The sequence below is a fragment of the Nocardia fusca NBRC 14340 genome (assembly GCF_001618425.1).
GTDB classification, from domain to species: domain Bacteria; phylum Actinomycetota; class Actinomycetes; order Mycobacteriales; family Mycobacteriaceae; genus Nocardia; species Nocardia fusca.
The window spans coordinates 175,116-194,990 of record NZ_BDCU01000016.1; the positions used below are offsets into that span (position 1 = coordinate 175,116).

A 19,875-nucleotide genomic window follows, 5' to 3' on the forward strand; every position below is an offset into this window, starting at 1 on the left:
CGCGGGTGTCCCCGCCGGCCGTCAGCGCGCCCGGGGCGCGACAGTGGTCGTGCAGAAGGTCTGGCACTGTCCGGGGGTGGGAGTCACCTGCGCCGGTTGCTCACCGAAATCGGCGGTGCTCACCAGGATCATCACCAGTAGCGCACCCCCGACCACCAGGCCGAAGATGAGCAGCGTGGGCCACAGCCAGGTCCGCATCGGCTGTTCGTCGGCAATCGGTACCACCGGCACCACCGTGCCCGCCGGGTTGATCGCGTCCTCGGGGTCCACCGGGTTCGCGGGATTCACCGGGCTCGTCGGGTCGAGTGGGTCCGCCGGATTGAACGGGCTCACCGAGCCGGGCGCGCTGCCCTCGTCTTCGGCCTTCACACAACACCTCCAGTGGGTCTCATGTGCCGGATACCCCGAAAACGGCTCCGCTCACGCCCAGTTCGCCGGGACCCGTCCAGATCAGGACGAAATGTAGATACTCCAGTCGGGGAAGCCCCACCGGCCGTTGCGCTCGCCGCGTTCGATACCACCGCCGTAGGTGCCGCGGCAGCCGATGCCGTTCCAGAGTTTGACCTTCCGGTCGGTGAGGTTGCGCACCGACACCCGGCCGACGACCCCGACCGCGCTGAGATCGATACAGCCGCTGGGGTTGTCGATGACCTTCTCCACCCGGCTCCCGCCGGCGACCCACCGGAGTGCGACCTGCCCGCTCGCGGCGTGCGCGCTACTGTCCACTGCCGATGTCACCGCTATCGCCATCGCGGCCGAACCCAGAGCCATCACGAAACGACGCATACGAGAACCTTCCTGAACGGGAGGACATCACACACGGAAACCGATCGGGCGCCGACCATTACAGCCGAACCGCCCCCGGTGCCCCCGCCGACGCGCCGATGTCCACACCGGAAAATGCGGGCCCGCTGGGTGTTCGGGCCGCACACCGCCGCGACTCCGCTGCCCGGCGTACCCTCTGACCAGCCGATACGAACAGGACAGCGGTCCGAGCTTCCGTCACCGCCGCGCGGAGCCCGCCAACACACCACCGGGTACACCACGGCTCGAACAACCCTTACCTCGACAAGAACTACGCCGGTGTCCTCATCGTCTGGGACCGCATGTTCGGCAGCTACGCCGAGGAGATCGAGCCGGTCCGGTACGGCCTGGTGCACGTTATCGAGACCCGCAACCTGCTGCAGGTGAACTACGGCGAGCTCGCCGCCATGGTCGGCGATATCCGGAATGCGCGCACCTGGACAGGTCGGCTCGGATACCTGCTCGCCCCGCCCGGATACCGGGAAGCTCCCGGTTCACCGGCCCCGGTCGGGCCGGACGCCGAGTGCGCCCGTACCGCAACGCGTGCCCACGTCGAGGCGGCGCTTCCCGCCGATCCGATCGCCCCGGATGCCATGATCGACCCCGCCGATGCGGCCGATGCACGCAACGGATCACCACTGGCCTCGACCGCGCGGTGACCGGATCGCCCACGCCCGGTGACGGCCGGAGCGGGCACGGGCCGTTGTCCCACCGCGACGCACACGACTCCGAGCCCTCGACGCCGGGTCAGCGCTTGCGCCGCCGGGCCCGTTCCAGTTCGACCGTCGCCGCCCGGACCGCGTCCCGGGCGGCGCGCTCGGCGTTGCGGGCGAATCGGTGCCGGTCTTGCGCCGCGGCCAGTTCGTCGCGCAGTTCGGCCAGCCGCGCGGTGGCGGCCTCGAGATCTTCGGCCGCCCGCCGCGCTTGCTCCTCGGCCGCGGCGAGGGTGGCGCGCGCGGCGGTTTCCGCGGCGCGGAGTTCTTCCTGCGCGCGCCGCCGGTCCGCCTCGGCGCGCACGTCACGCGCGCGTTCGCCCTCGGTGGGTTCGGCCGGTTTCTTCTTCCGCCGCGGCTGGGCCCCGGCTGTCTTCGGCTCCTCCCGGACCACGGTGAGATCCGGATCCACCGGACCGAAACCCGCATAGGTCTGCGCGGTGGCCAGCGTGCCGGCGCGGACCTGCTCGGCGATATCGGAATCGGCGAGCGCGGCCGTCAGCGTCTCGCTCACCTGACGCAGTACCGCCTCGGAAACAGGCCGGCCCTGGCCGGCGGCCACTTCACCCGCCCGTTCGGCCAATGCGTCCACCACCTGCCGGCGCTGCCGGGTCAGTTCGCGCAGCCGGGCACCGGACAGTTGCCGCTGCGCCGTCCGCAGCTCGGCGCCGAGCCGCAGCAGGGCGTCCACCTCGCGGGGTGCCGCACGCACCAGCGTGTTCACCGCCCACGCCGCCACCGTGGGTTTGCGCAGGGCCGTGATCGCCGCCGCCATGTCCCGATCCCCGGATTCCTTTGCCGCACCGGCGCGGGCGTCGCGCGCGGCGACGAACTCCGCGGGCGCCAGCCCGTACAGGTCGGCGGCGACTTCGCCCAGGCTCATACCGCCCGAGCCTAGCCGCGCAGGGCGTGCCGGGGCCGGTACGCGGGAGCTGGTCAGTGCGCCTCGATCGTGCCGCGGAGGATCCGCAGCAGGCCCTCGGGGTCGTCCCGCATCAGGTTGTGCCCACCGTCCTGGTAGAGGCCGACCGGCCCAGCAGGTACGCGGACAGGAAGGTGATGTAGGTGATGTACCCGGCCGCGAACAACGCGTAGGCCGGCACGGTCGAGCGCAGCGCGCGCCACCGCACGCGCCCCGCGCTCGGGGCGACCGGAACCGGTTCACCGCCGGCGGGCCAGCTCACCGCGGCGGCGACGGCCGCGGCGGCGGGCGCCGACCCGGCGGATCGCCTGGCCGCCGTCTTCGGCGCGCTGGGCGAGTAGTACCTCGAACCGGACTTCCGCGGCTGCGCCATGATCAACGCCGCGACCCAGCACTACGACCCCGAGGTCCGGACGATCACGGCCCGGCATCTGGACCGGTGCCTGGCCCTGTTCAGCGATATCGCCGTCCGGGCCGGCTCCGCCGCACCGGACGATCTGGGACGCCGGCTGCTCATCCTGATGGAGGGCGCGACCGCGGTGGCGGCACACCGGGGCCCGGACCACGGCCACGAACAAGCCTGTGCCGCCGCGCTTTCCCTCCTGAACACGGCCGCTCCCGCGCACGACGACTGACCGCCGCCCCGGCCGTACCGCGAATGCGACCATCCCGGGCAGCTATGTCGAGTTCATCGACCATGTCCTGCCCGTACTGCGCACCCCGCGGCCTCGCGAAGACCGGGTACGCCGAGGGGGCCCCGCGCCGGTAGGCCACCGGACGCGACCGGTTGCCCGCATCGCACCCGGCGGCGGCCTACCGGGGCGCGTTCACCCCGCGCTGAGCGGCCCGATGCGGCGGCGGTCTCGATCATGCGTCGTTTCCGCAGGTCGCGACGGCGACGCCGGGTCGGTTGATGAAAACTGTGGGAATGGGTGCGCCCACCACGGAGGTACCGGCCGCGCAACGGCATCGCAGGCTGCTGCGCAGTGGGGTGTGGTCGGCGTATCTGCTCGCGCTTCTCGTGGTCACCGTGCTCTTCGGCCCGCCGACGCAGCGGATCTATCAGGCGCTGTGGATTGTCGCGGGTATCGCGGCCTTCGCACCGGACCGTCCGTGGCGGGAACACGTACGCATTCTCGTCGACTGGGTTCCGCTGATCGCCGCGCTGGTCGTCTACGACCACACCCGCGGTATCGCCAACACCCTCGGGATGCCGCTGCGGGTCCACGAACCGGTCGCGGTGGAGCGCGCCCTGTTCGGTGGGACCCTGCCCACGGTGTGGTTACAGGAGGAACTGGACGGTGACGCCGGACGGCCCTGGTGGACCGTACTCACCGGCCTCGTGTACACCAGCCATTTCCTGGTGCCCTGGCTGATCGCCGCGATTTTCTACGTCCTGTCGCGGGAGCGCTGGTCGAAATATATGCGCCGGATCCTGCTGCTGTCCTATCTCGGTCTGGTGACCTATGTCCTGCTGCCCGCCGCGCCGCCCTGGTACGCCGCCCGCGCCGGGGTGATCCAGGGCGAGATCCACCGGAGCACCGGTTTCGGGTTCCGGCTGCACTCGGTCGATATCGGCGCGGACTGGCTGGCCGCGCACAGTAACCCGGTCGCCGCGATCCCGTCGCTGCACGCGGGCTTCGCACTGCTGGTCGCGATCGCACTGTGGCCGTCGGCCGTCCACTGGTGGTGGCGGGTCCCGTTGGCCGCGTTCCCGGTGGCAATGGGTTTCACCCTGGTCTACGGGGGTGAGCATTATGTGATCGATGTGCTGCTGGGCTGGGTGTACGTCGGGCTGGCGATCGGGCTGGCCACCGCCTGGGAGCGACGCCGCGCACCGGCCGGACCGGCCCCGGCGCCCACGGTCGCGGCACCGGGCGGTGACCGCGGCGGCTAGCCCGCCGGACGGCGGGACTCCCAGGGCGCCAGCAGCAGAGTGGCGGCCCGGCGCATATCGGCCACCGCCTGTTCCGCACTCAGCTGACCCGCCGTCGCCCAGGTCAGGATCCCGTAGGCGCACTGTTCGGCGAGCCGGGCCAGCTGCCGGTCCGCCTCGTCCGCCTCGCCGATACCGGCGGCGGCGAGGATGCGGTCGCGCAGCGTGGTGTCGACCGCCACCGGCCCGGCCGAGCGCACGGCATTCGCCGAGACCAGCATGGCGCGGCCGAGCAGGGGGCGCCGGAGCAGCCCGGTCACCGCCGATTCGAGCAGGTCGGCCACGGCGCCCACCGGATCGCCCGGTACCGCCTCCGGAACGGGCAGGTCCGCGACGGCCGACTCGAGTACGCCCGAGTAGAGATGATGTTTGGACGGGTAGTAGCGATACAGCGTCCCCAGCGCCACCCCGGCCGCCGCCGCGATATCGGACATCTGGACGTGTTCGAGGCCCTGGTCGGCACCGAGCCGGGCGGCGGCGCGCAGGATGGCGCGCCGGCGCTCGCGCTGGGGCGTGGTGGTCGGCCGGCCCGGCTCCCGGGGTTCGGCGATCCGCGGCACTGGATACCTCCGTTCGGAAAACTAGAATTGACTCTAGTATTTCCCTGCCGCCGGTTGTAGAACTGGGTGTGGCCCGATCCCGAATTCCGAACGGAGACCCAGCTATGACCCCAGTCGATCCCGGGCGCTACGGCCCGTGGGCGGTGATCACCGGCGGTTCCGAGGGCGTGGGCCGGTCGTTCGCCCGGCAGCTCGCGGAATCCGGTATCCACCTGCTGCTGGTGGCCCGGCGGCCCGGTCCGCTCGAAGACACCGCCGCGGAATGCCGGGCACTGGGGGTGACGGTCCGCACCCTGGCCGCCGACCTCGCCCACCCGGACGCCACGGCGGCGGTGCTCGACGCCGTCGCCGATGCCGAGGTCGGGTTGCTGGTACACAATGCCGGCGCCAACACCCACAGCGCCGCGTTCCTCGACGGTGATCCCGCAGCTTTCCAGCGCGTCGTCGAACTCAACATCACCACCCCGCTCGCGCTGATCACCGGGTTCGGGGGCGCGATGCGCGACCGGCGGCGCGGCGGGATCCTGCTGGTGGGTTCGCTGGCCGGCTATCTGGGATCGCGACGGCACACGGTCTACGGCGGAGTGAAGGCATTCGGCCGGATCTTCGCCGAAGGTCTCTGGCTCGAACTGCGCGAACACGGCGTGGACGTCCTCGAGCTCGTGCTCGGGGTCACCCGCACCCCGGCGATGCAGCGGGTGGGTCTGGACTTCGACATCCCCGGAATGCCGGTCTCCGAACCCGACGAGGTCGCGACGGAAGGTCTGGCGGCGCTGGGCCGGGGCCCGGTCCACATCATCGGCGCCCATGAGCGACTCGCGGCCCGGCGCAGCGACCCCGATCGCGCGGCGGCCGTGCTGGGAGCGGACCGGATGATGCGCCGGCTCATCGGCGCGACCGAAGACCCGCCGCGGTGAGAGTCGGGCTGTCCACCCCGATCGTGGTCCGGACGCCCGGTACGGCCTCGCCGTGGGAATCCGGGGGCGGCACCGCCGAACTCGTCCGGATCGCCGAACTCGCCGACGAACTCGGTTTCGATCATCTGACCTGCTCCGAGCACATCGCGGTCCCGGCGGCCGATATCGCGACCCGCGGTTCGGCCTACTGGGATCCGCTGGCGACACTGTCCTATCTCGCGGCGCGGACCAGCCGGATCCGCTTGGCGACCTCGGTCGTCGTGCTGGGGTACCACCATCCACTCGCGCTGGCCAAGCGTTACGGCACCCTCGATCGGCTCAGCGGCGGCCGGGTGGTGCTCGGGGTGGGCGTCGGCTCCCTGGAAGCCGAATTCGCCCTGCTCGATGCCGAATGGCCGGACCGCGGGGCCGCCGCGGACCGCGCTCTCGAGCAATTACGGGCCGCATGGGGGCGCCGGGAGGTCGGCGATTTCGTCGTCGACCCGCCCGCCACGTCGACCACGGCGCCGCTGTGGGTCGGCGGCCGCACCCGCCGCTCGCTGCGCCGGGCCGTGACCCTGGGTGTGGGCTGGGTGCCGTTCGGCCTGTCCGCGGACACGCTGGCGGCGCACCTGGCAGCGGTACCCCCGCCACCCGATTTCGAGGTGGTACTCAGCCCGGGCCGGGCCCTGGACCCGCTCGCCGATCCCACCGGCACCCGGCGGCGGCTGACCCGATTGCGCGATATCGGTGCCACCGTGGCCGGCTGCGCCCTGCGGGCCACCGATATCGACCACTACTGCGAGCAGCTCGCGGCGCTACACGAGATAGCCGCGCCGCTCTGACGACGGCGGCGGAAAGGAAAGCCATGGACGAGGATCGGTTCGCGCGTCTGGAAGCACGGGTCCGCCGGCTCGAGGACGAGGTAGAGATCACCCGGCTGCTCGCCTCCTACGGCCCGTTCGTCGATGCCGGGGCCGCCCCGGAGGTGGCGAATCTGTGGACCGAGAACGGTGAATACGATGTCGAGGGCTGGTCGATGCGCAGTCGCGCGGATATCCGCGCGATGGTCGAATCGGCGGCCCACCACTGCCTGATCGACGCGGGCTGTGCGCATTTCCTCGGACCTGCCCGGGTCGTCATCGACGGCGACACGGCCACGGCGGTCTGCGAATCACTGCTGGTGCGCCGGTACGACGACGGCTACCGGGTGTGGCGAGCGGGGGCGAACAGTTTCCGGCTCACTCGCACTCCGCAGGGCTGGCGGATCGCCCGCCGCGTCACCCGGGCCCTCGACGGGGGCCCGCAGGCCCGGGACCTGTTGCGTGCAAACCTCTCCGCGTCGGCGGACTGAGCCGCACGGCACCCCGCCGCACCGGGTCCCGGCACATGAGGTCCAGATTCGAGAAATCGGGCGTCAACGCGAGCTACAGGTCGCCGACCGCCTGAATCCTTTATCTGTTCGGGGCAATTCGCTCTGCTCGACGAGTGCGGTTCGGGCGTGGGGTGGTTGCACAGCGATACTCCGGCCGGCCTCGGTTATCGTTCCGGACCGGATACCCTGCAACCATTTCGATATGCAGCACCAGCTCGGCATCAGGGGTAGGCCTCCACGCTCAGCCTGACTCTTCTCCGGATGCTCCTCAACCCCCCATTACTGCGCGGTACTCGCGGTGGGGGCCTGGAATGTGCGGATCGCGGGCAGTAGTCGCCCGGCCTCGTCGGTCGTCTGCTCCAGGGCGAGGGCCGCGATATCGGTACCCGGAAGAACTTCCGGTTTGGCGATACCGGTCGGCGCATGGATATCGCTGACTACACCTCCCTCGCCGTGCATATAGGTAGCGAACTCCTGCGCACCCGAAGCACCGGGCTTGCTGCTGTTGCACGACAAAAGCACCATCGGCCGCTGCGGTCCGTCCGTGATCGCCCGGTGAAGATCTGGATGGCTTCGAACGAGGCGACCGAACGTCTCCCCGTCCACCACCACCTTCTTCCACACCGGGTTCTCGGCAGTACCGACATTGGCATCAACGCTGTAGCCGTGAAGACCCGCATGGGCATCGAGGTAGATGGGCGGAGTGCCGTTGCGCCGAACTGCCGCCCCCCAGGCCGCCTCTCGGGAATGGCCCCATTCCCAGATCGATCGGGAACCGCGTATCGGTAGCTCCCGGCGCACCGCCGGTGAGTATTCCGTGTCGGCCAACCGGTCCGACTGTGCCCACGTGCGCATGTACGCGCTCTCGGCGGCATCATCGATACCGGGCTGGGTGCTCAGCACTCGAAGCCCTCCGCCGCTCCGGTGAGGTTGCCATTCGCGCCCGACTTGATGCCCTCGACAGGTTTCTGAATCGCCCTGACGGCTGCGAGCATCAACTCCTGCAGTCGTCGGCTCATATCACAAAGTTTGCTCTCGACCTGTCACACGATCCAACCCCGGAGAGTCAGGGCCCCAGCACGAACCCGCACCTACCAGGCACCTTCGCCACATCCGCCCGGTTTTCGGCCACCACTACCGGAACCAGCACCAGCCGGCTGCTTACGTCAGGTGACACTTTAGCTCGGCAACTGGCAGGTCGAAGTCGCAGGCGTCACCGATTGCGCTGGCGCTGATGCCGGGAAGCGGGACGCCCGGGATCGACACCGTCGGCCCGCATCAACCGGGACAGGATCTCCGTGCGGGGTCCTTCGAACAGATCCGCGGGCGGGCCGAGTTCGGCGATCCGCGTGCGGTGCAGCACCACGATGCGATCGCAGCGAGCAAGCCGACCGCGTAGATCGTGGCTGATCGACACCACTGCCGCGCCGCTGCGGGCGCGGTAGTCGTCCAGCCGATTCAGGACGTGCCGGGCGGTGGGTTCGTCGAGCGCGGTGGTCACTTCGTCGCACAGCAGCAACCGCGGACCGGCCAACAGCGCCCGTGCCAGCGCGGCACGCTGCAGCTGCCCACCGGAGAGCCCGGCCGGCGGGCGTCCGGCCTGCGCCTCGTCGATTCCGAACTCCGCGAGCAGGTCCAGTGCGGCGAACCGGGCAGCCGTACGGGTCATCCCGCGCAGTCCGGTGCCTGTGGCGGCGACCTGATCGAGGACGCTACGGCGGGTGTCGAAGGTGGCCGCCGACTCCTGCCACACATATTGGATACGGGCGAGCTGTCGGCGCGACCTGCGCCGCAACGCCGGCAGCCTTTCTCCCCACGCCACGATCGCCCCGGCGTCCGGGCGGGTGAGCCCGGCGATACAGCGGGCCAGTGTCGTCTTACCCGCGCCCGACAGTCCGACGAGCCCGAGATGTTCGCCGCTGTACAGGTCCAGGTCCACGCTGTCCAGAACCGGGCGCCCGTGGCGGCGCACCGTCAGACCGTGGACACGCACGGCGGGCTCGGCGGGCAGGTGAGCGACCGCCGGTGCCGGGGAGACGTGGTTCGGTTCGATCGCACCGTCCGCGGTGAGTCGCCCGTCCTGTACGAACAGGACACGGTCACCCAGCCGTTCGACGGCGAACGAATCGTGGGTGATCAGCACCACCGCGGTGCCTGCCGCGCGCACACCGCTCAACCCAGTGAGCAAGGCGGCCCGCGCGAGCGGATCCAGTCCGGCCGTCGGTTCGTCGACCACGAGCACATCGGGGCGGGCCGCCAGCACCTGCGCCAGCGCCAGTCGCACCCGCTCGCCGCCCGAGAACTCGAACGGGTACTTCCGTAGCGCTTGGTCGAGTTCGCGGTCGTCGAGGTCGAAGGCCGCGGCGGCCAGGAGCCGGGCGATCCCCGCCCGCCGCTGCGGCCCGCGCAACCTGCCGCCACCCGCGCGCCGGTGCTGCAACCCGACCAGTTCGCCCAGGGCCGCGCCGATCCGGCGCGCCGGGTTGAGGGTGGATGCCGCGTGCTGCGGCAGGTACCCGACCCGGACTCCCGGGGCGCGGCGGACCGCGCCGGCCAGTTCGATCCCGGGTCCCACCGCATCGGCCAGCGCGGTCGCGATGGTCGTCTTACCCGCGCCCGACGGCCCGAACAACGCCACGATCTGCCCGGCCTCGATATCGAAACCGATATCGCGCAGGATCACCGCCCCACCGGCGCGGGCACTCAACGCGTGTACCGAGATCAGTGGCCGGTCAGCCATGGCCACCCGCCCGGCGCAGATCTCCCGCCGCGACAGCGCGCGGATCGGCGAGCAGATCGTCCACCAGGAGATTGGTGCCCACCACCAGCAACACGATCAACGCACCGGGCAAGACCACCGACCACGGCGCGATCAGCAGCGCGTCCTTGTTCGCCGCGACCGATACCGCCCAATCGGTGGAGGTGGTGTCGAATCCGAGTCCGAGGAAATTGGCGGAGGCGAGGAAATAGATCGCGGCGGTGAAGCGGACCCCGAAATCGGCCGCGAGCGGCCGCGAGATCTCGCGCGCCGCATAACTGCCGTACCGGAACGACCGGCTCTGCCCCTGCATCCGGAGCGCGTCCATCACCGGTCCGTGCACCACACCGGCCGCCGCCGCCCGGACGAAACGTGCGATCGGTGCCACCAGCGCCAGCCCGATCGCGCAGGCGATCACCACCGCCGAACCGCGGCCGCGCAGCGCCGCCACCATGATGATCAGCAGCGACGGAATACATAGCAGCACATCGATCGGGCGCATCAGCAGATCGTCGAGCCAGACCCGCGGCGCGGCCGCCGCGGCCATTCCGATCAGGAATCCCACCAGATATGCCCCGAGCACGGTCAGCAGTCCGGTCAGGAGAAAGGTCTGGCCGCCGGTGAGCGCGGCCGCCAGGACATCCCGCCCGAGCCGGTCGGTGCCCAGCGGCGACCATTCGGACGGACCGAACGGCGTCGCGCGTTCGGCCGGCGCGGCCCGGGCGAGCACGGGACCGGCGATCACGAATACCAGCGGTACCGCGATCAGCGCCGAGTACAACCACCGCCGTATCCTCATCCGCGCTGCTCCGCCGCCATCTGCGGATTCATCCGGTACCCCGCTATATCGATCAGTGTGTTGACCACGACCGCGAGCGTCCCGGTGACCGCGACGATCGCCAGTATCACCGGATCGTCCCGGTTGCCGATGGCGCCGATCAGTTCCGACGCGATACCCGGCACCGCGAAAACCGCCTCGACGATCAGCACTCCCGACAGCAGCCCGTCGCCGGTGCGGCCGAATTCCTGCATCGCCGGGGCGAGGGCGTTGGGTGCGATATGCCGGGCCAGCAGCGATACCCGGCCCACGCCCAGGCGGCGGGCCGCGGCGATATACGGCCGGTCCATTACATCTATGACACCGGCTCGCACCAACCGCACCAGCGGGGCCGCCACCCGGGCCACGGTGACGACCAGCGGCAGCACCAGATATTCGGGCCGGGCCGCCAGCGCGGCCGGATCGACGCCGAGGAAGGTCGCGGGCAGCAGATCGAGACGGATCGACAGGAAGGTCACCAGCAGGACCGCGAGGACGAAATCGGGGATCGAATCGAATCCGATACTGATCGCGGTGATCACGCGGTCGCGCGCCGAACCGGGGCGCGTTCCCGCCGCGAAACCCGCGGTCACCGCGAGGGGCACCAGCAGGACCAACGCCGACCCGGCGAGCAGCGCGGTGACCAGGAACGGGCCCGCGATCATGGTGCCGACCGGTGCGCCACTGGCATAGGAGGTGCCGAAATCCCCGCGCACCGCGGCGCCGAGCCAGTCGAGGAACCGGGTGACCGGTGCGACGTCGAGCCCGAGCAGGTGCCGGGCGGTCTGCTGCTGCGCCTCGCTCAGGAGGGTGTTGTTCTGGATATCGGCGGCATCGCCCGGCAGCAACAGCGACAGCACGAATACCAGGACCAGCAGGACCAGCAACTGCCCGGCGCCCCACCCGGCCCGGCGCAGCAGCAGTCGCGGCAACGGCCGTGAATTCCCGGCCATCGGGCCGCTACCGGATCCCGACCACGACACGGTCGTCGCCGTACTGCCAGACAGTCCCGGCCTCGGCGAAACCGGCGGCGCGCAGGAATGCGGTGTAGTCGCCGGCGGTGGGCCGATCGGTGACCGTGTGCTCGAATCCGCCGTCGCGCAGGCGCACCAGCTCGGCGAGTTCGTCGGCCGCTCCCACGGCCGCCCACCACGCCGCCCAGTCCTCGCCCACGGCCGAGCCCACCCGCTCGGCTCGGCGGGCGGTCAGCGCCCGGCCCAGTTCGTCCAGTCGCGGACCGTCCAGCCCCTCGTACAGATGGTCACCGTCGACGAAGACCCCGCCCGGCGGCAGTGCCCGGGCGCAGGTCTCGATCAGCGCGCGCAGCGGTGCCCGGTTCATCCAGTGCAGTGCCGTGGTGCTCACGAACGCGTCGGGGGCGCGCGCGAGATCCAGCGCGGCGAACCAGCCGGGCTCGCGCAGATCGGCGGATACGGTCCGCAAGCGCGGCGAACCGTAGACGGTGTCGGCCAGCGCCAGCAGCAGCGGGTCGGCGTCGACACCGACGACGGTGGCGCCGGGGATCCGGGCGAGCAACCGGGCCGCCAGGGTCCCCGGGCCGACGCCCAGATCGACGATCAGGGGATCCGGCCGGACGAGCAGTTCGGTCAGCACATCACCGATCACCTCGAACCGGGCCTCCCGGTCGGGCATGTAGTACTCCTGCTGGCGATCCCAGCGTTCGACCCAGTACCGTGCCCGCTCCGGATCGAGTCGCGCGGGGGTCATCGGGCCGACACCCCGTCGAAGCGCGCCCAGTCGTGCGAATTGGGTACGGCGGCCGGGAGCCGCCGGAACCGGTCACCGGCGGCGCTGTTCCAGTGCGTGGTGCCGAAGAACACGAAGCCCCCTCGATCGTGCAGTATTTCGTGCATGCCGCGGTAGAGCGCAGCCCGGCGGTCCGGATCCGGGGTGGCCTGCGCGGTCGTGTAGAGCGCGTCGAACTGCGGATCGGACCATTTGGTGCGGTTCTGCGGCGACCCGGTGAGCAGCCGCGAGGCGAAATGGTTGGGGATCGGCAGCGGCCCCGACTGTCCCATCGTGAGATGTCCCGTCCGCAGCGCGTCGGTGTAGTAACTGTCCTTGGAACCCAGCACCACGTTCACCCGGACTCCGCATTCGGCGGCCTGATCGGCGAACAGCCGGGCGGCTTCGACGAACCCGTAGGCAACGGGGGCGGTGAACAGATCGAAACTCAGCTCGCGCACCCCGGCCCGGCGCAGCAGCCGGCCGGCCTCGTCGGGGTCGTACTCGTGCTGCGGCAGATCGGCGTAGTACTGGTAGCCCTTACCGAAGACATCGTTGCCGACCTCCCCCTGGCCTTCGAACGCCACCTTCACCAGTTCCGGCCGGTCGACCATCCGCATGACGGCGCGCCGCACATCCGGGTGGTCGAACGGCGGCCGGTCGGTCTTCATGGCGAAGAAATGGATTCCGCTCCCGGGGGTGGACACCAGCGTGACGCCGGGGTGTCCCGCCAGCGTCCGCGCGGCCGACGGCGTGAGGTTGTCGGCGTAGTCGATCTCGCCGCCGCGGACCGCGTTCACCCGGGCGTCCGCCTCCGCGCTCACGATCCGCAGCTGCCCGATGGCGGGCGCGCCGTCCCAGTAGTTCTCGTTACGGTGCGCGGTGAACTGCCGGCCGGCCTCGAAGGAGTCGAAGACGAAGGGCCCGGTGCCCACCGGACGGGCGAAATCGGCGGCACCGTCCTGCACGATCTTGGTGCCGTACACCGACAGTGCGATGAGGAACTCGAACGAGGGCCGCTTCAGCACGATCTCGACGGTGCGGTCGTCGATCGCGCGACTGCCGGCCAGGTCCACCTGATCCAGTGAGGACGCGGCGATGAACGGACGCTGCGGCGCGGGCCCGAGCACCCGCGAGAAGGTGTACAGCACATCGCGTGCGGTGAACTTCTTCCCGTCGTGCCAGGCCGCGTCCCGCAGCTCGATCCGCCACCGGGTGCCGTCGGCATTCGGTTCGGCCGATTCCGCCAGCCGCGGGATCGGTGTCATCGAGCCGTCCACTTCGAACAGGCCATCGTAGACGGCCTTCATCCGGGCTTCGTCGATGAAGAGGGTGTTCACGCCGGGGTCGATCCCCTCCCCGGCGCCGGAGCCCTGGAAGGCGGCGGTGAACGTATCGGTACCGGCGGAGGAGCCGCGGCCACAGCCGAGGGTCAGCGCTCCCGCGGCCAGCACACTGCCGACCAGAAACGATCGGCGGCTCGACTCCGGTGGTGCACAACGCATATCCGACTCCCGTCGCGTCAGGCAGGCTCACGCGACGAAGACATGCGAAACGGACCGCTCGAGCGGTCCGTTCGGCGCATCGACCATACCCACGTGATCATGACCGTTTCTGGTTCATCCGCAGGTATCTGGCTGCGGCCCGCACGCGAGCCACACAGTTGCGGGACAGCGCCGGATTCGCACCGGACTTCCCTACGAACATCGGTCACATTACCCAAGCGCCCCGCGGGGGACCATCGTCTCGCCCACGCGATCCCCGTCCGGGGAGGTGGCGGACGGTACGGCCGCGCCGGGCGAATGCACAGCGTGTGATGCAGGCCGCCACCGGCCCACGTTTGCCGCCGGGTACCAGGTGGTAGTCATCCAAGGAAATGCTCTCGTCGTGGTTCGTTCCTCGCCAGGACGGTTCGGGACGGAGCGGCACAACGGGCAACAGGTGGCTAGGAGAGTCGGGTGTCGGTAGTTCTCGTGCTTCAGGCACGCGGTCTCGGTGATCTGCTCACCGCTGTTCCGGCATTACGTGCACTGCGCCGGGCTCGCCGCACCGATCATCTCGTGCTGGCCGCGCCGCACCGTCTGCGTCCCATCGTCGATGTGATCGCCTGCGTGGACGAGTTCGTGCCCATCGCCGATCCGCAGGGCCTGCGCTGGGACGGGCCGCCGCCGAAACTGGCGGTGAACCTGCACGGCGCCGGTGCCGCCCCGATCGTGCAGCTCGGCAAGACCGGGGCCGAACGTATCCTCACGTATCGGAATCCGGCCTTTCCGGAGATCCCGGCACCCGATTGGCAGCCCGACCACCATCCGATCGACCGCTGGTGTCATCTGCTCGAATTCGACGGGATCGGTGCGGATCGGCGCAATCTGGGCCTGGTGCCGCCGGTGGCGACCACCAGCCATCGCGACAGCGTGGTCGTTCATATCGGCGCGAGCGCGGCCGCCCGGCGCTGGCCCCCGGACCGATTCGCGGCGGTGATCCGGCATCTGCTGGTGCTCGGCCACGAGGTGGTGCTCACCGGTGACGAGAGCGACCGGGAGAACGCGCTGGGGATCGCGGCCCGGGCCGGACTGTCCGGCCAGCGGGTGCTGGCCGGTATCCAGAACCTGATCGAGCTGTCGGCGACGGTGGCCGAGGCCTCCGTGGTCCTGTGCGGTGACACCGGCGTCGCCCATCTCGCCACCGCCTTCGGCACCCGCACCGTGCAACTGTTCGGTCCCACGGCCCCGGGTCAGGGCGGGCCGCCGCGGCACCTGATGAACCGGCACGAGGTGCTGTGGGCCGGGCGAATCGGCGACCGTCATGCCCCCACCACCGATCCCGGCCTGCTACAGATCGGCTCGACCGAGGTGATCGCGGCCCTCGACCGGCAGCTGAGCAAACGCCGCGGCGAAGTGGGCGTGACCGGCAGTACGGCGTACCGCCGGGTCGGCTGAAGGGCCGGCGCTACCGGTCGTCCCGGTTCGCGGCCTCGCTGAGCGCGGCGGCGTAGGCGGCCAGGGCGCTCTGCCAGAACTGTTCGAGGTAGTCGCGGGCATCGCTGAGGCCGCGGGGGTCCAGTGAGTAGAGGCGGCGGTTGCCCATCGGCCGCATCATCACCAGCCGCGCGTCCCGCAGTACCCGCAGATGCTGCGATACCGCCGAGCTGGTGATCCCGACCTGGGCGGCGAGCTCTCCTACCGAGCGCGGCCCGGCGGGCAGCGCTTCGAATATCGCGCGCCTGGTGGGGTCTGCCAGGGCGATCAGCGGCGCGACTCTGTTAGCGACCACTGAAACAGTGTCGATCTTCTGGCACACTTCGGTCAAACTAGATCAATGTCTCACTTGCGCAGCTCGGGGGGCGATATTTCCGGTTCCGTTATCGGACGGTAATACGCGACCTGCGCTTATATGATCTCGTGACAGTTGCCACATAATTGCTGCCTCGGCGTGTCGGTCCCCTAACTTGTAACCATGCCCGTGACCCTTCCGTTACCTTTCCGTAAGCTCACGGTGTCGTCGATCGGCAGTCGCCCCATCACGACACAGGTTGTCGCCACCTCGACAGCCCTCTGCGCCGGTTTCGCCCTCTTCGCCGCGGGAGCCGATTCCGGTAACGAACAGATCACCCCGGTGGCCGCCACTTCGGAGGCGCCGGCCGACCCCGCCGACCGCGCACCCGCCGAGCGGCCCGCGATCTCGCACGACCCCGCCGCGTGGGCCCCGCATCAGGCCGCCGACGACAATCAGCCCGTTCCGGTGTCCTTCCCGTTCTTCGAGCCCCCGCGCCAAACCACGGTACAACCGGCCGACGGCGTCGTGTCCTCCGGCTTCGGGGCACGCTGGGGCACCAACCACAACGGCATCGACTTCGCCGCGAACATGGGTTCACCGATCCGGTCGGTCACCGACGGTGTCGTGATCGAGGCCGGCCCGGCCACCGGCTTCGGCCTGTGGGTCCGCGTCCAGCAGGACGACGGCAGCGTCGGCGTCTACGGCCATATGCAGGATATTCTCGTCTCGGTCGGCCAACAGGTACAGGCCGGTGACGTGATCGCCACCGTCGGCAGCCGCGGCCAGTCCACCGGACCGCACCTGCACTACGAGGTCCACCAGCCCGGCATCGGCCCGGTCGACCCGCTGCCCTATCTCGCCGGTCGTGGGCTCGTCCTGAACAACCCCGGCTGACCCTTACCCTCGGCCGATCCGACGGCCCCCGGCATACCGGGGTACCGGCCGCACACAGTCCTGTAGTGGGACGCGACGGCCGGACCCCCGTTCCTACCGTCGGAACATGTCCGCACTGCTCCCCGGCGTCCCGGCTTCCGGACGCCCCACGACTTCCGATCCATGTCGGGTGATCGGACGCCTGCACCGGCCATTGCTGCTCAGTTCCGCGGCAATGGCCGGTCTGGTGTTTACCGGCCTGATCGCGATGGTCGTCGACGACCGCGTCCTGCTCGGCGAATCGGTCTGGCTCAAACCGGTCAAATTCGGGCTGGCGTTCCTGCTGTACTCGCTGACCCTGGCCTGGCTGTTGTCGCTACCCCACCGCGGCCGGCGGGTGACCTGGTGGCTGGGGGTCGTGTTCTCCGTCACCGCGTTCGTGGACGTGGGGTTCATCGTGGTCCAGGCCGCGCGTGGCACCTTCAGCCATTTCAACACCGAAACCGACGCGGTCAACGAAATCGGGCAGATGATCTTCGCCTCGGGAGTCCCGGGTCTCTTTTTCGCGAATCTGCTGATCGCCGTGATCGTTTCGATACGTCCCGGCGCGGATCGGCCCACCGTGTGGGCGATTCGCGGCGGGCTGGCGATGGGGGTGGTCTCGATGGCACTGGGATACCTCATGGGTTTCACCGGGACCCAGCTCACCCGCACCGCGGACGGCCGGCTGGTCGAATTGGCCGCCGGGCACACCGTGGTCGACGCCGGAACCCGGCAGGCCGTCGGCGCACCGGACGCGGTGACGGGTATGCCGATCACCCACTGGAGCACCCTGGGCGGTGACCTGCGCATTCCCCATTTCGTGGGATTACACGGAATCCAGGTGGTACTGGCCGCGGTGGTGATCCTCGCCTGGTGCGCGCGGCGTTACCCCCGGCTGCGCCCGGTCCGGACCCGCAGCAGGTTGATCGGAGTGGTGATCCTGGCCTGGGGCGGTCTGCAGGCCATCACATTCTGGCAAGCGATGCGCGGACAACCGCTGCCGCACCCGGACACCGCCACCCTGCTCGCGCTGCTCGGCCTGGCCGTCGCGGTCACTGTCCTCGCCGCGGTGAGCGTCGGGTCCACTCCGGCGGTCGGCGGCGAGACGATCTCGCCGCCGCGCGCACAGCACGATTCGACGCAGGTCAGCGCAACCGTTCGGCGTCCCGGGCGAGTTCGACCAGAACCGCGCTGAGCCGCGCGAGCTCGTCCCGGTCGGCGCCCTCGTCGACCGCTGTCGCCACATCCTCGGCCGCGCAGCGCGCGGCGAACCACCGGTCGGCCAGGGCGGTGGCCTCGGCGGCACTGAGCACCACCGAATCGGCGGGGATCCCAGTGCCCTTCACATTGTTGCGATGCTCATAGGCGCGCTGGCGGCAGGACTGCCGGCAGTAGCGGCGCCGCCGCCCCGCTTCCGAATCCACTATTTCCCGACCACACCACAGGCACGACTCCAACCGGCGCGACATGACCCGACACCCTAATAGGAACTCTCGCAGCAGCACACACCGCACACCGCGCGGGGCCCCTCAGCCGAACCCCGTACAATTACAAGGCTTGGGAACGGAAAGACCCTGACGAACGTTGACATGAACAGGGCGCACGGCCTGGACCGGCACGAATCCCCGATTCGTGGCAGCACCAACGGCCCGCGCACGTGACCCGAACGGCCGGCGGGCGACAACGGCCGGCGAACGCGACCCACCAGGTCGCGGTAGCAAGACAACAAGGGGTCGACCCATCGGTTCGCACCCCGGCGCGGGTTTCGGTGCCCCGCAGCGGATACACCGTCGGTGTTTTCGCTCCGGTGTTCCGGAGCTCCGCGGCAGGGAACCGCGGACCCGCGCGCGGCAACGCGCCGACAACACAGAGAGGACCTGTACAGATGGCAGATCGCGTACTCCGGGGCAGCCGGCTCGGAGCGGTGAGCTACGAAACCGACCGCGACCATGATCTGGCTCCCCGCCGGATCGCCCGGTACCGGACCGACAATGGTGAAGAGTTCGATGTTCCGTTCGCCGACGACGCCGAGATCCCGCCGACCTGGTTGTGCCGCAACGGCCAGGAAGGTGTGCTGATCGAGGGCACCACGCAGGAGGCGAAGAAGGTGAAGCCGCCGCGCACGCACTGGGACATGCTGCTCGAGCGGCGCAGCAAGGATGAGCTCGAGGAACTGCTCAAGGAGCGGCTGGAACTGCTCAAGACCCGTCGCCGGGGCTGAGCCCGGACGACCCGAAGTGACATAGCAAGGACGTGCCCGCCGGATATCCGGCGGGCACGTCCTTTGTCATGGTCAGTGACTGGCCACCCGGCGGTACTGCAACAGCGCCAGCGGTATCGCGATCAGCAGAATGGCCGCCGAGCACAGGACCGAGTATTCGACGCAGTGTTCGGCCGGCCAGCCGGTAGCGGAAGGGAACATCGGTGGCGCGCTGTTGTGGAACAGTTTCCGTCCGGTCGCCGCGACCGCGGTGATCGGATTCCATTCGGCGATGGTGGCCAGCGGCCCGGGCAGGGTCTGGGCCGAGATGAACGCCGAGGAGATGAACGACAAGGGGAACAGCCAGATCAGGCCGGCGCTCTGGGCGACCTCGACGTTCGGGGCGAGCAGACCGGTGAGCGCGCCGACCCACGACATGGCGAAGGCGAACAGCAGGATCACCGCGTAGGCGAGTACGGCCTCGGCCAGGCTCCCGTTGATGCTCCAGCCGACGATGTACCCGCACACGGTCATCACCACCAGGCTGACCATGCTCACCACCAGATCGGAGAGCGTGCGCCCCATCAGCACCGCCAGCCGCGACATGGGCAGCGAGCGCATCCGGTCGATGATGCCCTTCTCCAGGTCGCCGGCCAGCCCCACGGTGGTGAACGCGGCACTGAAGGCGACGGTCTGGGCCATGATCCCGGCGATCAGGAATTCCCGGTACTGGCCACCACCCAGCGAGGCGCCGAACACGTAGGCGAACAGGAAGACGAACATCAGCGGCTGCACCGTGGCCGTGACCAGCAATGTCGGCACCCGCATGATGGTGATCAGGTTGCGATGCGCGACGATCGCGCTGTCGCGGAAGAACCGCATACGCGGTTCGGTGGACTTCGGAATCCGGTGCGAGCCGGGCGCGTGTGGCAGTTCCGCCTCCGTCTCATCGGTCGG

24 protein-coding genes, 1 pseudogene and 1 riboswitch are annotated in these 19,875 nt (G+C 69.9%); of the genes and pseudogenes, 10 read left to right on the forward strand and 15 right to left on the reverse strand.

The genetic code is table 11. The features are described 5' to 3' along the window. Positions 1–21: 21 nt before the first annotated feature. Together NF4_RS05855 and NF4_RS05860 are read right to left on the reverse strand one after the other, a co-directional pair. Positions 22–369 (reverse strand): hypothetical protein, encoded by a 348-nt coding sequence (locus NF4_RS05855; protein ID WP_063126262.1) that lies wholly within the window; start codon positions 367–369, stop codon positions 22–24. Positions 370–450: 81 nt separating this feature from the next. Beyond that, positions 451–786, reverse strand: a complete 336-nt coding sequence (locus NF4_RS05860; RefSeq protein WP_063126263.1) for a hypothetical protein — start codon at positions 784–786, stop codon at positions 451–453. Between the two features lie 236 nt (positions 787–1,022). Here NF4_RS05860 and NF4_RS40245 point away from each other — a divergent pair. Continuing rightward, a pseudogene (locus NF4_RS40245) lies at positions 1,023–1,328 on the forward strand (sterol desaturase family protein); the annotation flags it as partial. A 223-nt stretch (positions 1,329–1,551) separates the two neighbouring features. On the opposite strand, the gene NF4_RS05870 reads toward NF4_RS40245, so the two are convergent. Both NF4_RS05870 and NF4_RS05875 read right to left on the reverse strand, forming a co-directional pair. Next, the gene (locus NF4_RS05870; protein ID WP_063126265.1) at positions 1,552–2,400 is read right to left on the reverse strand and encodes a hypothetical protein; all 849 of its coding nucleotides are present in this window, start codon (positions 2,398–2,400) and stop codon (positions 1,552–1,554) included. Positions 2,401–2,512: 112 nt separating this feature from the next. Beyond that, the gene (locus tag NF4_RS05875) at positions 2,513–2,812 is read right to left on the reverse strand and encodes a hypothetical protein (RefSeq protein ID WP_063126266.1); all 300 of its coding nucleotides are present in this window, start codon (positions 2,810–2,812) and stop codon (positions 2,513–2,515) included. On the opposite strand from NF4_RS05875, the gene NF4_RS05880 reads away from it, so the two are divergent. Together NF4_RS05880 and NF4_RS05885 are read left to right on the forward strand one after the other, a co-directional pair. Further along, on the forward strand, positions 2,811–3,074 hold the full coding sequence (locus NF4_RS05880) for a hypothetical protein (RefSeq protein ID WP_063126267.1): 264 nt from the start codon (positions 2,811–2,813) through the stop codon (positions 3,072–3,074). The two genes, NF4_RS05875 and NF4_RS05880, sit on opposite strands and share 2 nt — an antisense overlap. Before the next feature lie 278 nt (positions 3,075–3,352). Then, positions 3,353–4,336 (forward strand): phosphatase PAP2 family protein, encoded by a 984-nt coding sequence (locus NF4_RS05885; protein WP_439956738.1) that lies wholly within the window; start codon positions 3,353–3,355, stop codon positions 4,334–4,336. Here the strand turns inward: NF4_RS05885 and NF4_RS05890 are convergent. After that, positions 4,333–4,935, reverse strand: coding sequence for a TetR/AcrR family transcriptional regulator (locus NF4_RS05890; RefSeq protein ID WP_063126269.1), 603 nt, complete (start codon positions 4,933–4,935; stop codon positions 4,333–4,335). The genes NF4_RS05885 and NF4_RS05890 overlap by 4 nt on opposite strands. Positions 4,936–5,039: 104 nt before the next feature. Between NF4_RS05890 and NF4_RS05895 the strand changes: the two genes are divergently transcribed. The 3 genes from NF4_RS05895 to NF4_RS05905 are packed head-to-tail and all read left to right on the forward strand — an operon-like array spanning position 5,040 to position 7,185. Continuing rightward, positions 5,040–5,852: an SDR family NAD(P)-dependent oxidoreductase gene (locus NF4_RS05895; protein WP_063126270.1), complete on the forward strand. Its 813-nt coding sequence runs from the start codon at positions 5,040–5,042 to the stop codon at positions 5,850–5,852. Beyond that, entirely contained in the window at positions 5,849–6,676 is an 828-nt protein-coding gene (locus NF4_RS05900; protein ID WP_063126271.1) for a TIGR03619 family F420-dependent LLM class oxidoreductase, read from the forward strand. Before NF4_RS05895 ends, NF4_RS05900 begins: the two co-directional genes overlap by 4 nt. 23 nt (positions 6,677–6,699) lie before the next feature. After that, entirely contained in the window at positions 6,700–7,185 is a 486-nt protein-coding gene (locus tag NF4_RS05905) for a nuclear transport factor 2 family protein (protein WP_063126272.1), read from the forward strand. A gap of 300 nt (positions 7,186–7,485) precedes the next feature. Here the strand turns inward: NF4_RS05905 and NF4_RS05910 are convergent, their stop codons facing one another. From NF4_RS05910 to NF4_RS05935, 7 genes are all read right to left on the reverse strand, one after another. Further along, entirely contained in the window at positions 7,486–8,109 is a 624-nt protein-coding gene (locus tag NF4_RS05910; RefSeq protein ID WP_063126273.1) for a hypothetical protein, read from the reverse strand. Continuing rightward, positions 8,103–8,225 carry a hypothetical protein gene (locus NF4_RS39750; protein ID WP_269749582.1) on the reverse strand — a complete coding sequence of 41 codons (123 nt, stop codon included), beginning with the start codon at positions 8,223–8,225 and terminating at the stop codon, positions 8,103–8,105. The genes NF4_RS05910 and NF4_RS39750 overlap by 7 nt, the downstream gene beginning before the upstream one ends. Positions 8,226–8,419: 194 nt before the next feature. Next, positions 8,420–9,946 carry an ABC transporter ATP-binding protein gene (locus NF4_RS05915; RefSeq protein ID WP_063126275.1) on the reverse strand — a complete coding sequence of 509 codons (1,527 nt, stop codon included), beginning with the start codon at positions 9,944–9,946 and terminating at the stop codon, positions 8,420–8,422. After that, on the reverse strand, positions 9,939–10,763 hold the full coding sequence (locus NF4_RS05920; RefSeq protein ID WP_063126277.1) for an ABC transporter permease: 825 nt from the start codon (positions 10,761–10,763) through the stop codon (positions 9,939–9,941). The genes NF4_RS05915 and NF4_RS05920 overlap by 8 nt, the downstream gene beginning before the upstream one ends. After that, the gene (locus tag NF4_RS05925; protein ID WP_063126279.1) at positions 10,760–11,734 is read right to left on the reverse strand and encodes an ABC transporter permease; all 975 of its coding nucleotides are present in this window, start codon (positions 11,732–11,734) and stop codon (positions 10,760–10,762) included. Before NF4_RS05925 ends, NF4_RS05920 begins: the two co-directional genes overlap by 4 nt. A 7-nt stretch (positions 11,735–11,741) precedes the next feature. Then, positions 11,742–12,509: a class I SAM-dependent methyltransferase gene (locus tag NF4_RS05930; protein ID WP_063126280.1), complete on the reverse strand. Its 768-nt coding sequence runs from the start codon at positions 12,507–12,509 to the stop codon at positions 11,742–11,744. Beyond that, positions 12,506–14,032, reverse strand: a complete 1,527-nt coding sequence (locus NF4_RS05935; RefSeq protein WP_063126281.1) for an ABC transporter substrate-binding protein — start codon at positions 14,030–14,032, stop codon at positions 12,506–12,508. The genes NF4_RS05930 and NF4_RS05935 overlap by 4 nt, the downstream gene beginning before the upstream one ends. Positions 14,033–14,134: 102 nt before the next feature. After that, positions 14,135–14,278: riboswitch (cobalamin riboswitch) on the reverse strand. A 207-nt stretch (positions 14,279–14,485) separates the two neighbouring features. Here NF4_RS05935 and NF4_RS05940 point away from each other — a divergent pair. Then, positions 14,486–15,466 carry a glycosyltransferase family 9 protein gene (locus tag NF4_RS05940; RefSeq protein WP_063126282.1) on the forward strand — a complete coding sequence of 327 codons (981 nt, stop codon included), beginning with the start codon at positions 14,486–14,488 and terminating at the stop codon, positions 15,464–15,466. 10 nt (positions 15,467–15,476) lie between these two features. Here the strand turns inward: NF4_RS05940 and NF4_RS05945 are convergent, their stop codons facing one another. Further along, positions 15,477–15,800, reverse strand: a complete 324-nt coding sequence (locus NF4_RS05945) for an ArsR/SmtB family transcription factor (RefSeq protein ID WP_063126283.1) — start codon at positions 15,798–15,800, stop codon at positions 15,477–15,479. Between the two features lie 183 nt (positions 15,801–15,983). On the opposite strand from NF4_RS05945, the gene NF4_RS05950 reads away from it, so the two are divergent. Both NF4_RS05950 and NF4_RS05955 read left to right on the forward strand, forming a co-directional pair. Continuing rightward, positions 15,984–16,697: a M23 family metallopeptidase gene (locus tag NF4_RS05950; RefSeq protein ID WP_063126284.1), complete on the forward strand. Its 714-nt coding sequence runs from the start codon at positions 15,984–15,986 to the stop codon at positions 16,695–16,697. A 106-nt stretch (positions 16,698–16,803) separates the two neighbouring features. Further along, positions 16,804–17,913 carry a hypothetical protein gene (locus NF4_RS05955; RefSeq protein WP_063126285.1) on the forward strand — a complete coding sequence of 370 codons (1,110 nt, stop codon included), beginning with the start codon at positions 16,804–16,806 and terminating at the stop codon, positions 17,911–17,913. Here NF4_RS05955 and NF4_RS05960 read toward each other — a convergent pair. Beyond that, positions 17,864–18,187, reverse strand: a complete 324-nt coding sequence (locus tag NF4_RS05960; RefSeq protein ID WP_030519041.1) for a hypothetical protein — start codon at positions 18,185–18,187, stop codon at positions 17,864–17,866. The genes NF4_RS05955 and NF4_RS05960 overlap by 50 nt on opposite strands. Positions 18,188–18,603: 416 nt before the next feature. Between NF4_RS05960 and NF4_RS05965 the strand changes: the two genes are divergently transcribed. Next, a complete protein-coding gene (locus NF4_RS05965; RefSeq protein ID WP_030519040.1) occupies positions 18,604–18,939 on the forward strand; it encodes an RNA polymerase-binding protein RbpA in 336 nt (111 codons plus the stop codon). 72 nt (positions 18,940–19,011) lie between these two features. Here NF4_RS05965 and NF4_RS05970 read toward each other — a convergent pair whose 3' ends face one another. Then, positions 19,012–19,800 carry an ABC transporter permease gene (locus NF4_RS05970; protein ID WP_063126380.1) on the reverse strand — a complete coding sequence of 263 codons (789 nt, stop codon included), beginning with the start codon at positions 19,798–19,800 and terminating at the stop codon, positions 19,012–19,014. Between the last annotated feature and the right edge of the window lie 75 nt (positions 19,801–19,875).

Coding starts and splice junctions, on each gene's coding strand:
- NF4_RS05935 (WP_063126281.1), bottom strand. CDS start 14,032: ATGCGTTGTGCACCACCGGAGTCGAGCCGCCGATCGTTTCTGGTCGGC.
- NF4_RS05920 (WP_063126277.1), bottom strand. CDS start 10,763: ATGAGGATACGGCGGTGGTTGTACTCGGCGCTGATCGCGGTACCGCTG.
- NF4_RS05970 (WP_063126380.1), bottom strand. CDS start 19,800: ATGCGGTTCTTCCGCGACAGCGCGATCGTCGCGCATCGCAACCTGATC.
- NF4_RS05880 (WP_063126267.1), top strand. CDS start 2,811: ATGATCAACGCCGCGACCCAGCACTACGACCCCGAGGTCCGGACGATC.
- NF4_RS05925 (WP_063126279.1), bottom strand. CDS start 11,734: ATGGCCGGGAATTCACGGCCGTTGCCGCGACTGCTGCTGCGCCGGGCC.
- NF4_RS05930 (WP_063126280.1), bottom strand. CDS start 12,509: ATGACCCCCGCGCGACTCGATCCGGAGCGGGCACGGTACTGGGTCGAA.
- NF4_RS05885 (WP_439956738.1), top strand. CDS start 3,353: ATGAAAACTGTGGGAATGGGTGCGCCCACCACGGAGGTACCGGCCGCG.
- NF4_RS05955 (WP_063126285.1), top strand. CDS start 16,804: ATGTCCGCACTGCTCCCCGGCGTCCCGGCTTCCGGACGCCCCACGACT.
- NF4_RS05860 (WP_063126263.1), bottom strand. CDS start 786: ATGCGTCGTTTCGTGATGGCTCTGGGTTCGGCCGCGATGGCGATAGCG.
- NF4_RS05875 (WP_063126266.1), bottom strand. CDS start 2,812: ATGGCGCAGCCGCGGAAGTCCGGTTCGAGGTACTACTCGCCCAGCGCG.
- NF4_RS05915 (WP_063126275.1), bottom strand. CDS start 9,946: ATGGCTGACCGGCCACTGATCTCGGTACACGCGTTGAGTGCCCGCGCC.
- NF4_RS05870 (WP_063126265.1), bottom strand. CDS start 2,400: ATGAGCCTGGGCGAAGTCGCCGCCGACCTGTACGGGCTGGCGCCCGCG.
- NF4_RS05895 (WP_063126270.1), top strand. CDS start 5,040: ATGACCCCAGTCGATCCCGGGCGCTACGGCCCGTGGGCGGTGATCACC.
- NF4_RS05950 (WP_063126284.1), top strand. CDS start 15,984: ATGCCCGTGACCCTTCCGTTACCTTTCCGTAAGCTCACGGTGTCGTCG.
- NF4_RS05965 (WP_030519040.1), top strand. CDS start 18,604: ATGGCAGATCGCGTACTCCGGGGCAGCCGGCTCGGAGCGGTGAGCTAC.
- NF4_RS05905 (WP_063126272.1), top strand. CDS start 6,700: ATGGACGAGGATCGGTTCGCGCGTCTGGAAGCACGGGTCCGCCGGCTC.
- NF4_RS05960 (WP_030519041.1), bottom strand. CDS start 18,187: ATGTCGCGCCGGTTGGAGTCGTGCCTGTGGTGTGGTCGGGAAATAGTG.
- NF4_RS39750 (WP_269749582.1), bottom strand. CDS start 8,225: ATGAGCCGACGACTGCAGGAGTTGATGCTCGCAGCCGTCAGGGCGATT.